We start from the raw sequence: 14,031 nt of genomic DNA, 5'->3' as shown, positions 1-14,031 counted from the left end.
CTATCTGGCCAACCGACCCAGTCAAGGGTGCTGCGAACAAGGATAGCTGTCCATCGAGCGTCGTGTCTCGTGTGGTACGGCTTCTTTGGACGAAACTTTTTTGACCATACGGTACAAGGGAGGAATTGGCCGTGGCAAAGATTAGCAAGGTAATGGTTGGTGAGTCACTCGTTGGCGAGGGAAATGAAGTCGCGCATATCGATCTCCTGATCGGACCGCGTGGAAGCGCCGTGGAAACGGCATTTTGCAATGCGCTCACGAACAACAAGGACGGGTTTACGTCACTTCTGGCGGTCATCGCCCCGAACCTGGCCTGCAAGCCGAATACGATATTGTTCAACAAGGTTACGATCAAGGGTGCCAAGCAAGCCGTGCAGATGTTCGGCCCGGCACAGCATGCGGTGGCAAAAGCAGTCCAAGACAGCGTAGCCGAAGGCATCATTCCCGCCGACGAAGCCGATGACGTCTTCATCTGCGTCGGCGTCTTCATCCACTGGGAAGCAGAGGACGACGCCAAGATCCAAGATTACAACTACAGGGCAACGAAGGAAGCGATTGAGCGCGCAGTCTCCGGCAAGCCGACCGCGGCGGAGGCAACTGCTCAGCGGGACACCGTCAAGCATCCTTTCAGCGCCTAGACACGAAACAACCCCGCACAGAGCGAGCCCGCCGTAGAAACAGGCGGCCTGTTGCGCCGGTTGTCGAAGTTCTTAGGCTTCAGCGGTACGCCATCTTCAAGCGCCAATGGTTGAAATGGCAGTGCTTCGGCTTCGGGATTGAGAGAAGAGGCAAAGCGCCTCTTCTCTCAAATTCCCCTAGCTCCCAGAAAAGGCGGAGACGTCGGTTCCGGTAAGTTCGCCGCTATGCAGCGATGTTGCGACCAGTGCACCAGCAATGCCCATGTCGCTCAGCCGTTCCAGGTCATTGACGTTGCGGATCCCGCCTGCGGCGATGATGTCGCGGTTTCCGGCGATGTCTTTGATTGATCGCAAGCGATCGAAGTCGGGTCCGCAGCGCGCACCCACTTTGTCGAGTGTCATCACGATCACCCGTTTCGGCCACAGGTCAGGCGTTGACATGATGGCGGGCGGCCCGAGGAAGGCATCACCGCGAAAGTCAAGGGAAAGGATCAGTCTCTGATGCGCACCGAACGCGCTGAGAACGTCGGTACCGGCCTGGCTTTCGGATCCCAGGACGGCAAAGATCTGCGCATTGGCAAGCGCCTGCCCGACGTCCGTCGCGCTTCGAAACCCTGCATCGAGCCAGACGTCCGGCCTCGGCTGCAAAAGAGATAGAGGTCCGGTGGCAGAAAAATGGCTCGAACCGCTCTCGATGGCATCGAGGTCGGCCACATAAAAGATCGAAAACGGATGGATTCGGCGCAAGCCGTCGGCGACACTCACGATCGTCGGTATGGCGCTGAGCGGCGTCTCGATGGGTCTATAGGTATCGCGCATGCCCATCTGCGCGCGCACCACCTGGCCGTCTTTGACGTCGAGAACGGGAATGATAAGCAATGGTCAAACCTCGGCAGAAACGATCACTCACATGAAAGCCGGAATGGTAGCAGAAGAAAAGCAAACAGTTATCGGCTGGGACATCGGTGGCGCGCATTTGAAGATGGCGCGGACCGAGAATGGCCAAATTACCCATGCCAGGACCGTCAAGGCGCCGATGTGGCTCGGGCTCGATCAGGTGCGCGCTGCGCTGGATCAGTTCCGCCCGCTTTTTCAAGGCAATCCCATCCATGTCTTCACGATGACGGGAGAGCTGTCGGATGGCTTCCCGTCACGAGGCGCCGGTGTTCGCCATATCCTGGATTTCATCAAAGCGGAATTCGGCGGCGACGACCTGCAGGTTTATGGTGGCCGTGCCGGCTTCGTCGATCTTTCAGACGCCTACGATCTCGGCCCCGATATCGCCTCGGCCAATTGGCATGCCACGGCTGCGTTGAGCGCCAGCATCAAAGGGGAAGGTCTCTTCGTCGATATGGGTTCGACGACCACCGACATCCTCGCGTTTCAGAACGGACGGCTCTGCAACAATGGCTATTCCGATGCGGAGCGTCTGTTGACCGGCGAACTCGTCTACACGGGCTTTACGCGCTCGGCGCTGATCGGAATTGCCGAAAGAGTTCCGGTGCGCGGCACGATGACGCCGCTGATGAATGAGTATTTTGCCAATACCGCCGATCTCGGGCGCATTCTCGGAACATTGGACGAGGCCGACGACCAATACCCCGCCGCCGACCGAAGAGCCAAGTCGCGCGGTGGGTCGATCGGCCGTATCGCTCGCATGGTCGGACGTGACGGCACCGATCTTAGCGAAGGCGAATGGATCGATGTCGCCCGCTGGTTCGCCGAGCATCAATTGCGCATGATCCACGACGGTGCGTTCAGGGTTTCCGGCAATGCCGCACTCAGCCCGGTCGCCCCGGTGGTGGGCGCGGGGATCGGTCGCCCCCAGATCATGCAGCTCGCCAAACGCCTGGAGCGGCCCTACGTCGACTTCGGCATGATCATTCCAGCAGCATCGAACGAAATCCGCGATCAAGCAAGCAAGGCCGCGCCGGCCGCTGCCGTCGCGCTACTGTGGTCGAAATCGTAAGTCGCCCTACGGACGAAATGCCGAACGGGATCCCGTCAATCTCCGGCGGAATGGGCGTTCACGCGCTCCATCAGCCAATCCCAGGCCTGCCGCTCGTCAGCACCGGCCGTCTTCTCGATGGCAATCGACAGATATGCAATCTCGGAATCGACCTTTTGCTTGGGCAGCATATGCAGTCTGCTCACCAGGATCGCGAGCTCGAGAACGGCCGCCTTGGCCCGGTTCATGCCTGTGAACGGGGCATGCGTGGCCTCAGCGACGATCCGGCAGAAATAGCGGGGGCGGATCTCGTCCTGCGTGACGGAAACGACCTGCAAAACGGAATGACTGAGCGCTGCCTCCAGACGCGAGACAGGGCAATCTTGCACCGCAACCAGCGGCCATTCCCGCCGTCCGGTGAGGCAGCCCGCGAAAATCCGCATGTCGTCCGTATAATTGGCAATGGCAAACGGCACGGCGGTAAGATTTTCGAGGGTTGTGGAGGGGCGGAACGGCGCAATGACCCATCCGTCATCCTGAGCGATGATACCGAGGGGCGCGATATGCACCCGGCCCGTGGCATTCACCGTCGTTACGATCGTTTCGCGAATGAAGCTCATGGGCCGTCCTTCTTTGCGCGCAGCGTATGCCCTGCCCCGGCAAGCCGGGTGCGGTCCTCGCCTGCGCCCGGGCTCGCCACGCCCCAGGTAAGCGGCTCATCCTGCGAATAGCGTTTGCCGAGCTTCCAGGCGATTTCCGCCTTCATCAATTCCGCTCCCAGATAAAAGGCATGCGGGCCATCCTGTTCGACATTGAGCACAGGAAAGAGGTCGAAGGCGTTGTCGCTCTTCCAGTGGCCGGCTTTGCTGAAGACATGGATGCCGTCAGGAGCAGTCATGATGCGAAAATTGGCGTCGCGCACGTCTTGCGCAAGCGCCTCGATATCGGCAATGGAGCTCGCAAAGGGCGCGCGGTCGTGTATTTGCAGGAGGGCTGAGTCATAGCCGCGGGGCAGCGCATGATCGTGCTTGGCGGCATACATGATGCGTCGTACCCGGTCATGTTCTTCCACCGTGCGCACGGTATGCGGACTGACGTTGACGACCAGCACGTTTTTGATGGAAAGCTCCGAGCACAGGCCCGCGAGGATGGCTGTTATTCCCGACGTGTCGGCGTCGGTCAGTTCGGTCAGGTTGCCGGTGCCCATCATCATCTCGACGTCCGGCCAGCGGCGGCGAGCCTCGATGAAGCGTCCAAGCGAGGCGGCGAAGCCGAAGTGGATTGGGTCGAGGACCGGATCAGCGATGAAGGATATCCCGGCATTCTGCGCCGCCTCGATGGCACGGCCGAGAGAGAAGAGGTCGCCCGGCACAGCTGGAATGAGAACCGGTTTGACCTTGTGGCGCACAGCAATTCCGATGGTCTTTTCGTTGAGGCTCAGAAGATAATCGGCGCCGGAGCGGGCCGCGCGTTCCAGTTCGTCGGCGTTTGCTGAGTCCACGCTGACGCAAAGCCCCTCGGCCTTGATCCGCCCGATGGCTTCTTCCAGATGGACGAAGGGCGTATCTGGAAGGCAGCCCAGGTCGATCACATCAGCGCCGCCGTTTGCGAGCGCTCGCGCTCTTTTTAGCAGCGCCTCCAGCGACAGGGTCGATGCGTCGACGACTTCGGCGAAGATGCGCATCTCGTGGCGCGACAGATCCGGCGGCTTTCCCGCCCGGCCAAGATAGACGGGCAGATCCGCCACCTCGTCAGGTCCGCGCACGAAAGGCATGCCGAATTCGTCGCTTAACCGTTCCAGATGGCCTCTGAACCGACCGGGCAAGACAACTCGGTCCGCCTTCAACGGCCGAGGCAAGCGACGGCTGACGATTTCTTCCGTCATCAGGGCGGCAACCTTCACACCGATGTCGATGATCTCGTAGGTGAAGGGCGTTGTTCCCAGTCCGGTGAGAATGTTTTCAAGCCTGGCCTTTGCCAGGTGCCCGGTCAGGAAGACGAGATGCTCAGTCACGACCGTCGATCTCTCCTTTCCGCCGCGCCACCGCCAGCGCCAGATCAGCAAAGGATTCCACGACCTGCGTGCGTTCAAAGGTCTTAAGACGGGCGGTGTTCTCAAGATCGATCGGCCGCGGATAGACCTTCACCATTCCGTGGGGGGCCATTGTCTCCAGCTCGGGCGCGGTGTCGCAAGCAAAGACGATTGATGGAAGGCGGCATTTGCCGGCTTGTGCGTAGACATTCGTGGCGATCGTGTCGGAGATTCCCGCCACGCATTTGGCAACGGTATTGGACGTGGCAGGCGCAATCACGACGCTATGATAGACGCCGTGATAGAATTCGCCGACAGGGACTGCGCTTGCCGTCTTGTCGTGAAGCACGCGTGTCGTGTCCGAAAAATCGAGCTTCAGCCCATACATCCTGAGAACTTCGTCTGCGGCCTTCGTCACGAAGACGTCGCAATGGTCGAGTGAGCGGATCAATTCGAAGCATTCGACGAAGAAATGGCCTGACCCGGTCAGCACCCAGGCCCATCGCGGCGTTCGAAGCCGCGTCATGGGCACGTCTCTCTGCGGGCGTTATCGGGCAACCCCACGCGGCGCCCGGGTATGCGGGTCATGGGCAGCGCGCGCAGCTGCGAACGCAGCGACGATGGTCCGGCAACGTACAAGACTGTCTCCTTCCCGAGCAATTGTGGCAGCATGGCATCGACGACGCCATTGTCAACGAGCGCTTCCAGATCGTTCGGAAGGGATTCCGGATCGACCTGCTTGCACAACAGCAAGTGGCGGCTTCCGATCTGTCTGCACAGCCAGGCCGCAAGAGCATCCGACGTTACATCCCACGACTGTGCGATGTCGGCGTTGCGGGTCATCTGGGACGGCAGCCATACCGGTATCCCGTCTTCGGCAAGAATTGCGTCGAGCTCGCGCAGCGACCGGGCCGGTTGAAAACGCGCATGCCGCTCGGCGATCACAATGCCGAACTGATCCATCGCGAGAATGGCCATCTCATGTGCCGCGGCATTTGAGAAGTGCATGTTATTTTGCGAAACGCGCACCTGGTCGGCAAACGGTCCGCCGCCGGGAACGATCACCAATGGCAAGCGCGCCGATGCCAGCACCGCAATCCATTGGTCCATCTCGATGCGACCGGCCGTGCTTCCTCCAAGCTTGACGACCAGCGGCTTCATACCACTTTCCTTCCTCCATCGGCCTTTGCCGCTATCACGCGAAGCGGCTTTGACAATCGGGCGCTTTCCCTCTTGCGCTCGATCTGCACGCCGACACCGCCCGGACCGAGTTCCAGTTTTTCTACTCGCACGACGACACGAGCCACACGCGGGTTCTCAAGGATGAACGCTGCAGCCTGCTCGGCAAGCGTTTCAACCAGATCGACATGACCGCGGCCGACGATCGCGCGGATGCCGTCCATGATGAGATCATAAGAAACGATATGATGCATGTCCTTCGGATCGCGGGTGAGACGAAGGACATCCGCCGTCACATCGAACCTGACCTTCTGCTTTTTGCCATGTTCAAAGCTGTAAGCGCCGATGTCGACCGGCAGGACGAAATCCCGCACGAAGATCTGGTCGGTGCCGAGATTGTCCTCAGCCGGATCGGGGAAATATCCCCGTGCCGCCAGGAGTTCGAGGTCAACGCTCGGCGTTTTTTCAGCTGGCCGCTCCCCGGGAATTAGAGCACGGATCTTTGCCGTGGCTTCAGCGTCCAGATCGGCGTTCCTGGACAGGCCCTTGCACAGCGATCCCCGGAAGCCCAAAAAATCCGGCTTGCCCGGCAGCAAGCGTGGGATGTCGGGTGCTTCCAGTGAGCCGGCAAGGCCCGTCATCAATCCGTGCCGCTGTCCCTGCGCGACAAAATCCGAAATGCGATCTGGAGGAATTTGATCCAGCAACCGTCCCTTCGATTTGTCATCCGTATCCAGCATGACGCCGTAAAAGCCTGCTTTTGCAAACGATGTCATGACGTTCTCCTCGTATCGATGGTCGGCAAAAACAACGGCGATCAACCTCTTGCGGCCGGCAATATCGGCCAAGGCTTGCGCATCCGCCCCGATGCGGGACGACGGTAGAAACCCGATCTTGACAAAATCAACGCCTGTCGCAGCCACCTCTTCGACCCTTGCCCTGAGGGCCTGCAGATCGCCGCCAAGTTCGCCGCAGGCGGCACTGACGGGCCGTCTGCCGGACACGAAATCGACAACGTCGATGATTTGCGGGATGTCTGCCGCCCCGAGCGCGCCGCGCAAAGGGTCCTTGAGATCGATAATGTCCGCACCTGCCTGCAGAACGATCTCCGCCTCCTTGCGATTTTGAACACTGGCCAACATCAATGTCATGGCATGTCTCCGCAGGCGCCGCATTTTTCCCAACCGTGGCGGGAAAAGTTGAGTGCAAGTATTGAGTTTATCGGGGATTGGACTACAAACATAGTGGGCACCTTATCGAGACAGCGCGTCCGCCTTCGTTGAAGCCGGCGCGGAGCGTGGTATGACCATGAAGAGTATGGTGCCGAATACTCTTATCTTTTTATTCGCTTGTTTTTCGCTGCTCGTCAATGCGCCGCATCTGATGGCGCAGCAAAATCCCGCCGCCGAGCCTGCAACGGAAATCCGCATAGGATATCTGCGCGCCTATGAGCCGCAACTTGCGCTGTCGGTCCTGGATGTTCCCCCGCGCGATGAAGGCGTTGCCGGAGCCAACATCGCCATCAACGACAACAACACGACCGGCAGATTTCTCGGCCAGTCGTACAGCCTGGACGTAGTAGAGACGAAACGGGAGGAGGATGTCGTCCCGGTTTTCAGGCAGATGCTGGCGCGCGGCGAGAAATATGTGCTGACCGACATATCGGCCAAGCAGTTGCTCTCCATCGCCGATCTCGCCAAGGAGAACGGCGTGATTCTCTTCAATGTCGGCTCGACGGATGACATTTTGCGCGAGCAGGAATGCCGCTCCAACGTCTTCCACACCGCGCCGACGCGCACCATGCTTGCCGATGGCCTGGCGCAGTATCTGATCTGGAAGCAGTGGCGCAAATGGGTGCTGCTTTACGGTTCCCACGAACCGGACCAGCTTTTTGCGGATGCGATCCGGCGCTCTGCCAAGCGTTTCGGCGCGACGATCGTCGAGGAGCGGCTCTACAAGGATACGGGCACGGCCCGCAGAACCGACAGCGGCGTCGTTCAGGTGCAGCGACAGATGCCGGTCTTCACCCAGGGCCTGCCCGACCATGATGTCGTCATTGTTGCCGACGAGAGCGAGGTCTTTGGAAGCTACGTTCCTTTCCGGACCTGGGACCCGCGGCCCGTCGCCGGCACGGCGGGCCTCATTGCCTCGTCCTGGCATCCGGCCAGCGAACAATGGGGCGGCTCTCAGATCCAGAACCGCTTCGTTAAGGCGACCGGACGGCGCATGCTCGGCAAGGACATGCAGGCATGGACGGCAGCCCGCATCCTCGGCGAGGCCGCGACGCGGACCAACGGCAACGATCCTGCTCAGATCGAAGCCTTCATTAAAGACGAGAATTTCTCACTTGCGGCCTTCAAGGGACAGAAGGTGAGCTTCCGTCGCTGGAACTGGCAGCTCCGCCAGCCAATTCTCCTCGGCGATGGGCGCGGTGTGATCTCCACCTCGCCGCAGGAGGGTTTTCTTCACCAGTTTTCCGAACTCGACACATTGGGGATCGACCAACCGGAGACAGCCTGCAAACTGAACTGAATACGTAATGGGAGGAGAGAATGCGCAGACATGTTTACCTGCTTGCGGGAATGATCGCCGCCGTCTTGTATGTGGGGCCGTCTCTGGCCAACACCGTCTATGTTTCGAACGAGAAGGACAACACCGTCACCGTCGTCGACTCCAAGACGATGGAAGCTACCCAGACAATCAATGTTGGACAAAGGCCGCGCGGCATTACGATTTCCCATGACGGAAAGCACCTTTATGTCTGCGCGAGCGACGACGACACCGTCGAGATCATCGATACGGCAACGCATCAGATCATCGGGACACTGCCTTCCGGTCCGGATCCGGAGCTCTTCGTGCTCTCGCCTGACGGCAAGACGCTCTACGTCGCAAATGAGGATGACAATCTGGTCACCGTCATCGACGTCGACAAGAAATCCGTGATCACCGAGATACCGGTCGGCGTGGAGCCAGAAGGCATGGGCGTCAGCCCCGACGGAAAGACGATGGTGAACACCTCCGAAACGACGAACATGGCGCATTTTATCGATACCTCGACCCATGAGATCGTCGCCAACGTGCTCGTCGACTCGCGCCCGCGCTTTGCCGAATTCAAGCCGGACGGTTCACAGGTCTGGGTCTCTTCGGAGATCGGCGGAACCGTCTCCGTCATAGACAATGCCTCCAGACAAATCGTCAAAAAGATCACGTTTGAGATCCAGGGTTTGCGCTCGGAGGCGATTCAGCCCGTTGGCGTGCGGATTTCGGCGGACGGCAAGAAAGCCTATGTCGCCCTCGGCCCGGCCAACCGCGTGGCGGTCGTAGACACGCAAACCTATGAGGTCGAGAAATATATCCTTGTCGGTCAGCGCGTCTGGCAGTTGGCTTTCACGCCCGACGGCCAGCACCTGATCAGCACGAACGGTCTTTCCAACGATATCACCTTCATCGACACGGCGAGCGACGAGCCGGTCAAATCCGTCACCGTCGGCGCCATGCCGTGGGGAGTGACCGTAGCACCCAACTGATAGGCGTTCCGATTTCCAAAAGGAGGACAACATGAAACTTGCAGTTATTGCTTCTGCAATTCTTATTGGCGCTCTTTCTACGCAACAACCGGCCCTTGCCCAGTCCGCTGATGACGACGACGGCGATCCCGCGCCCAAGGTTACGCGCGCAAGCCAAAACGTGCCGGAATTGATCCTCGGATCGAAGGACAACAGCTACGCAGTGAACCGGAAGGACTTCGAACTCGTTTCAGGACAGGGCTACCGGTGGAAGATCACGTCGGCGGCCGGCCTTGAATACAAGTTCGTGACCGATCTGTTTCGCAACGTGTGGATGAACCAGATCGTCATCAACGATCTCGAGGTTCACATGAATGGAGCCCCGGCATGGCTCGAATTCGATTCAGAAGGAACGATCAACGTGCAGTTTTCGACAGTGCGGCCGGGAGAATACACTTGGTCGGTTCCCGACCTTGCCGACAAGGGCATGACAGGCAAGATCATCATCAAGTAGGCATCCCGGGCGTCTTGCTCGCCTGCGGCAACGCCGCTTGTGAAAGGCATAACCAATGAAGCTTGAATCCCGCTTGGACGAGACATCCAATAGGCAAGAGAGTGCGGCGGTCGCCGCACTCGAACTTGCCTCCGTCAGCTATAGCTATGGGCAGCGAAAGGCGCTCGACAATGTGTCGTTTTCCATAGAACCCTCGCGCTTCACCGTTCTTCTGGGGCTTAACGGTGCCGGCAAGACGACGCTCTTTTCACTCGTCAGCCATCTTTTTTCGCCGCCGGCGGGCCGCATTCGCGTTTTCGGCCAGGACATCGATCGCAATCCCGGCCCCGCACTCAGACACCTCGGCATCGTGTTTCAGGCCCGTACCCTCGATCTCGATTTGAGTGTCCGACAAAATCTCCTCTATCACGCCTCCTTGCACGGCATCGGATCGCGTGTGGCACGGCAACGCATCGACGAGCTTCTTCAATCAATCGACATGAGCGACCGCATCGAGGAAAAGGTCCGCGGTCTGTCCGGCGGACAGATCAGGCGTGTCGAGATCGTTCGGGCCTTGCTGCACCGGCCTTCCCTGCTGCTGCTCGACGAGGCGACGGTCGGGCTCGATATCAAGTCGCGTGCGACCATTCTGAGGGATATTCGTGCTCTCGTGGAGAGCGCAGGCATCAGCGTGCTGTGGGCAACCCACCTGATCGACGAGGTTGGCCAGGCGGATCAGATCCTGGTCCTGGACCAGGGAAAGCTCGTCGCCGATGGCCAGGTTTCGACCATTCTTTCCCACACCGGCACCGAGACCATCAATCAGGCATTCTCGAAGCTTACCGGTATCACAGACATGAATATCCGGGGAGGAAAGCCATGACCGGCGCGATCGGAACGTTGGGCGGTGCGACCGCCGGGAAATGGAAAGGCTTCACACCAATCCAGTACCTCGTCTGCCTGAAGGGTATTCTGTTGCGCGAATGGTTGCGCTACCTCTCGCAGAAGGAACGCTTCGTCTCCTCGCTGGTGCGGCCCCTGCTCTGGCTCTTCATATTCGCAGCCGGTTTCCGGCAGGTGCTGGGCGTTTCGATCATACCGCCGTATGAGACCTATGTTCTCTACGAGGTCTACATCACGCCTGGATTGTGCGGGATGATCCTCCTCTTCAGCGGCATGCAGTCCTCCCTGTCGATGGTCTATGACCGGGAGATGGGCAATATGCGTATCCTGCTCGTCAGTCCATTTCCGCGCTGGTACCTTCTCGTCTCCAAGCTTTTGGCCGGCGTTGCCGTCTCGCTTCTCCAGGTCTATGCATTCCTGGCGATTGCCTGGTTTTGGGACGTCAAGGCGCCAATCGCCGGCTATTTCATCATCCTGCCTGCGCTGTTTTTCTCAGGGCTGATGCTTGGAGCGCTCGGGATGCTCTTGTCATCGCTTGTCAAGCAATTGGAGAATTTTGCAGGGATCATGAATTTCGTGATCTTTCCCATGTATTTCGCCTCCTCGGCACTTTACCCGCTCTGGCGGGTTCAAGAAGCAAGCCCCCTGCTTCACAAGATATGCCTCCTCAACCCGTTCACCTATGCGGTCGAACTCATCCGCTTCGCCTTTTACGCGCGCATCGAATGGACATCGCTTGCCGTCGTTCTGGCGGTCACGCTTGCCCTGTTGGGGGGAGCCATCCTGGCCTATAATCCCGCACGTGGCCTGACCGTCCGCAAGCAGGAGATGGGAGCAAGCCAGTGAGCCGACGCTTCTTCGTGATCGCAATCCTTGCCGCGCTGTCTGCGGCACCGGCGGCACACCCCGCAGCAAACACCGATCCCGACTGGCCTTGCGTTCAACGCAAGGTGCCTGAACTTTCGATCGGCCAGGTGTGGAACGCCGGCGAGCTTCCCGAAACGGCCAAGCAATGGGATAAGGACCCTCGATTGTCCGACCTCGCCGCCGAACTCGTCAAACGCAGCAATCCGATCGATGATGCCCGCAAGCAAATTTCGGATTACATCGCATCGCTGCCCAAGGATCAGGCCCATGAAAAGCTGGAGCAGCTTTTCATGGGCGTATTCGACAAGATCAACATAGAACGCGGCCTGATCATATCCGGCATTTCGCGCTATGCCGAAAGTCAAAGGCAGCTTGCGGCCGATCTCAGAAAAAAGGCCGCGGAGGTCGACAAGATGCGCACGGCATCTGATGCCGACCAGACCGAGCTTGCCAGGCAGACGGCGCAACTGACATGGGAGACGCGCATCTTCGAAGAGCGTGTCCAGTCGCTTTCTTACGTCTGCGAGGTTCCGACAATGATCGAGCAGCGCCTTTACAGCCTCTCGAAAATCATCAGCGAGATGATGCAAAGGGACTGATCTTGCCCGCCGGCAGCACCATCTTCGGAAAGGTGCCTGACGTCCTGAAGATTGGCTGCGAATGGCCCAGCTCTCGCGCCGTCGCGATCAAGCCGCCGGCGCGACCTCGGCGCGTCGAGGTTCGTTCGCGTATACGGATGATGCTCAACGCTGACGGGCAAGCGGTTTCTAGCGCGACTGCCGGGGCGCTTCAGCGGCGAGCGCAGACGCCGCCGTGCGCAGGCCATCCAGCGGCGAGGGTTCCTGCGAGGCGAAATCGTAGAGACAGGGCGTCGCGAAGATTACTCCGCTCAGAATAGAGATGATCAGCAGTCTCATTCGTCCTCCGCAGACATGGGGGGAGGACCCATGTCTTCTTCCGTTCGCGTTGCGCCTTTTCCGGCCGCCGCAGACCCTTGGGCTGTAGCGGCCGCTTGCATTACTCGACGATCTGCAGTTCCACATGGATGTTGTCGCGCGTCGCCTTGGAATACGGACATGTCTGATGCGCTTCCTCGACGAGGGCTGTTGCCAATGCCGGCTCGATACCCGGCAGGCGAACGTTAAGGCGGGCCTGCAGAAAATAGTCGCCGTCGCTGATTCCAAGATCGACCTCGGCATCAACGGAAAGATCCTGAGGCAGCTTCACCTTTCGCTTGCCCGCGGCAATGCCGATTGCGCCGATGAAGCAGGCCGACCATCCGGCGGCAAAGAGCTGCTCGGGATTGGTGCCGTCCCGATTGCTGCCGGGAGGCGAGAGCTTTATGTCCAACTGACTATCGTCACTGCGAGACGCCCCCTCGCGGCCGCCGGTGGTCCGGGTCTTGCCGGTATAAAGAACCTTATCGATCTTCGTCATCTCCAAACACTCCTTTGCTGCGTCGCTGGCGACGTCGTTTCGGGAAGTGTCATTTGCCCGATTGACGTATCGGTCATGTGTTCAAAACGATCCGAAGTGTAACGAAACGTAGCGGTTCCCTGGTCAGACATCTTGTTGTACAGTTAAGGTAGGCTGAGGCTCGGCGCGTTAGAACGTTTGCTTCCAGTTCCACGAACCGGCGCGAGCAGAGCCGCATAAAGCCGCCGTCAGAGGGATGGCGGAGTTTCAAGAGATAAGTCGACCCGCGCATCTCGGGAGGGATAAAAACCTAGGCCCTGATCGACTGGCTCGCTGCCAACAGCATTGAGGTTAATTCCCCGGCTCCGGTTGCCACGCCAAAGGCGCCCGAAGAGGCAAGCAATGCCTTCCTTGCCGGCCTCGGGTCGGCAGGATCAACGAAGCCTATGGCGATCATGCCGGCGGAGACGGCTGCCGCAACGCCGTGCGGGCTGTCGTCGACCATGACACAGCGTGCCGGTCTTGCCGCGAATTTCTCGGCGCAATGCAATAAAAGGTCCGGGGCAGGTTTTGGCCGCGCCACGGCCTCGGCGCTGAAGACCCCCGGGTGGAAACACTGCCAGAGATCGAGCCCGCCGAGGCTCGCGCGAAGCCGATGCATCGTACTGTTCGACGCAACACATTTCGGCCGGGTTAGGCTGGCGACGATGTCGCCGATGCCAGTCATTGGCGTCAAGGACCGTGCGAATTCGGCGTAAAGCCGCCGATGCCAGGCTTGGAAGACGTTTGCAACGTCACCCAAGCCGTAGTCGCGGACGCACATGTCGCGGATCACCGTTTCGGAATTGCCCGTGAATTTTTCGTGGGCTTCGGAAGGGGTGATTGCAACGCCCGCCTCCTGCAGGGCTTCCGCAAGTGTGCGGCTTGCGATCGGCTCACTGTCGATGAGCACGCCATCGCAGTCGAAAATGACCAGGTCAATGTTATGAAGGGGATCGGGGTTGGAGTGATTGGAGGCGCGCGTGGGGTCTGTCGCAGATAAGGACACG

The 14,031-nt window shown here is 59.4% G+C and carries 17 protein-coding genes; 8 read left to right on the top strand and 9 right to left on the bottom strand.

The window, feature by feature from the left end:
• Positions 1 to 131 precede the first annotated feature (131 nt).
• Positions 132 to 638, top strand: a complete 507-nt coding sequence (gene fae / locus A3C3_RS0118565) for a formaldehyde-activating enzyme (RefSeq protein ID WP_022716082.1) — start codon at positions 132 to 134, stop codon at positions 636 to 638.
• Between the two features lie 177 nt (positions 639 to 815).
• On the opposite strand, the gene A3C3_RS0118560 is transcribed toward fae, so the two are convergent.
• Positions 816 to 1,517, bottom strand: coding sequence for a HisA/HisF-related TIM barrel protein (locus A3C3_RS0118560; protein ID WP_022716081.1), 702 nt, complete (start codon positions 1,515 to 1,517; stop codon positions 816 to 818).
• A 43-nt stretch (positions 1,518 to 1,560) separates the two neighbouring features.
• On the opposite strand from A3C3_RS0118560, the gene A3C3_RS0118555 reads away from it, so the two are divergent.
• Positions 1,561 to 2,607 (top strand): hydantoinase/oxoprolinase family protein, encoded by a 1,047-nt coding sequence (locus tag A3C3_RS0118555; protein ID WP_022716080.1) that lies wholly within the window; start codon positions 1,561 to 1,563, stop codon positions 2,605 to 2,607.
• A gap of 35 nt (positions 2,608 to 2,642) precedes the next feature.
• Here A3C3_RS0118555 and A3C3_RS0118550 read toward each other — a convergent pair whose 3' ends face one another.
• The 5 genes from A3C3_RS0118550 to A3C3_RS0118530 are packed head-to-tail and all read right to left on the bottom strand — an operon-like array spanning position 2,643 to position 6,948.
• On the bottom strand, positions 2,643 to 3,206 hold the full coding sequence (locus tag A3C3_RS0118550) for a DUF447 domain-containing protein (RefSeq protein WP_022716079.1): 564 nt from the start codon (positions 3,204 to 3,206) through the stop codon (positions 2,643 to 2,645).
• On the bottom strand, positions 3,203 to 4,600 hold the full coding sequence (locus A3C3_RS0118545) for a DUF6513 domain-containing protein (RefSeq protein ID WP_022716078.1): 1,398 nt from the start codon (positions 4,598 to 4,600) through the stop codon (positions 3,203 to 3,205). The genes A3C3_RS0118550 and A3C3_RS0118545 overlap by 4 nt, the downstream gene beginning before the upstream one ends.
• Positions 4,593 to 5,144, bottom strand: coding sequence for a flavoprotein (locus A3C3_RS0118540; RefSeq protein WP_022716077.1), 552 nt, complete (start codon positions 5,142 to 5,144; stop codon positions 4,593 to 4,595). The genes A3C3_RS0118545 and A3C3_RS0118540 overlap by 8 nt, the downstream gene beginning before the upstream one ends.
• A complete protein-coding gene (locus A3C3_RS38720) occupies positions 5,141 to 5,779 on the bottom strand; it encodes an amino acid kinase family protein (RefSeq protein WP_022716076.1) in 639 nt (212 codons plus the stop codon). The genes A3C3_RS0118540 and A3C3_RS38720 overlap by 4 nt, the downstream gene beginning before the upstream one ends.
• Positions 5,776 to 6,948: a (5-formylfuran-3-yl)methyl phosphate synthase gene (locus A3C3_RS0118530; RefSeq protein ID WP_022716075.1), complete on the bottom strand. Its 1,173-nt coding sequence runs from the start codon at positions 6,946 to 6,948 to the stop codon at positions 5,776 to 5,778. Before A3C3_RS0118530 ends, A3C3_RS38720 begins: the two co-directional genes overlap by 4 nt.
• A gap of 232 nt (positions 6,949 to 7,180) precedes the next feature.
• Here A3C3_RS0118530 and A3C3_RS0118525 point away from each other — a divergent pair, with 232 nt between their 5' ends.
• Genes A3C3_RS0118525 through A3C3_RS38710 form a run of 6 tightly spaced genes read left to right on the top strand, consistent with a single transcriptional unit; the run spans position 7,181 to position 12,165 of the window.
• The gene (locus A3C3_RS0118525; protein ID WP_167521929.1) at positions 7,181 to 8,329 is read left to right on the top strand and encodes an ABC transporter substrate-binding protein; all 1,149 of its coding nucleotides are present in this window, start codon (positions 7,181 to 7,183) and stop codon (positions 8,327 to 8,329) included.
• A gap of 20 nt (positions 8,330 to 8,349) precedes the next feature.
• On the top strand, positions 8,350 to 9,324 hold the full coding sequence (locus A3C3_RS0118520; RefSeq protein WP_022716073.1) for a YVTN family beta-propeller repeat protein: 975 nt from the start codon (positions 8,350 to 8,352) through the stop codon (positions 9,322 to 9,324).
• A gap of 31 nt (positions 9,325 to 9,355) precedes the next feature.
• Positions 9,356 to 9,817, top strand: a complete 462-nt coding sequence (locus A3C3_RS0118515) for a cupredoxin domain-containing protein (protein WP_022716072.1) — start codon at positions 9,356 to 9,358, stop codon at positions 9,815 to 9,817.
• A 55-nt stretch (positions 9,818 to 9,872) separates the two neighbouring features.
• Positions 9,873 to 10,679, top strand: a complete 807-nt coding sequence (locus tag A3C3_RS38715) for an ABC transporter ATP-binding protein (protein WP_022716071.1) — start codon at positions 9,873 to 9,875, stop codon at positions 10,677 to 10,679.
• The gene (locus tag A3C3_RS0118505) at positions 10,676 to 11,545 is read left to right on the top strand and encodes an ABC transporter permease (protein ID WP_022716070.1); all 870 of its coding nucleotides are present in this window, start codon (positions 10,676 to 10,678) and stop codon (positions 11,543 to 11,545) included. Before A3C3_RS38715 ends, A3C3_RS0118505 begins: the two co-directional genes overlap by 4 nt.
• Positions 11,542 to 12,165, top strand: a complete 624-nt coding sequence (locus A3C3_RS38710) for a hypothetical protein (RefSeq protein WP_022716069.1) — start codon at positions 11,542 to 11,544, stop codon at positions 12,163 to 12,165. Before A3C3_RS0118505 ends, A3C3_RS38710 begins: the two co-directional genes overlap by 4 nt.
• A gap of 168 nt (positions 12,166 to 12,333) precedes the next feature.
• On the opposite strand, the gene A3C3_RS46140 is transcribed toward A3C3_RS38710, so the two are convergent.
• The 3 genes from A3C3_RS46140 to A3C3_RS38700 all read right to left on the bottom strand — a co-directional run bounded on the left by A3C3_RS46140 (position 12,334) and on the right by A3C3_RS38700 (position 14,030).
• Positions 12,334 to 12,483, bottom strand: coding sequence for a hypothetical protein (locus A3C3_RS46140; protein WP_022716068.1), 150 nt, complete (start codon positions 12,481 to 12,483; stop codon positions 12,334 to 12,336).
• Between the two features lie 100 nt (positions 12,484 to 12,583).
• Positions 12,584 to 13,003, bottom strand: a complete 420-nt coding sequence (locus tag A3C3_RS0118490) for an organic hydroperoxide resistance protein (RefSeq protein ID WP_022716067.1) — start codon at positions 13,001 to 13,003, stop codon at positions 12,584 to 12,586.
• A 289-nt stretch (positions 13,004 to 13,292) separates the two neighbouring features.
• Entirely contained in the window at positions 13,293 to 14,030 is a 738-nt protein-coding gene (locus A3C3_RS38700; protein WP_022716066.1) for an HAD family hydrolase, read from the bottom strand.
• Between the last annotated feature and the right edge of the window lies 1 nt (position 14,031).

The sequence above is a fragment of the Rhizobium mongolense USDA 1844 genome, from assembly GCF_000419765.1.
GTDB classification, from domain to species: domain Bacteria; phylum Pseudomonadota; class Alphaproteobacteria; order Rhizobiales; family Rhizobiaceae; genus Rhizobium; species Rhizobium mongolense.
The sequence above is the reverse complement of the archived record's forward strand: the minus strand, read 5'-3'. Positions and strand labels throughout refer to the sequence as shown.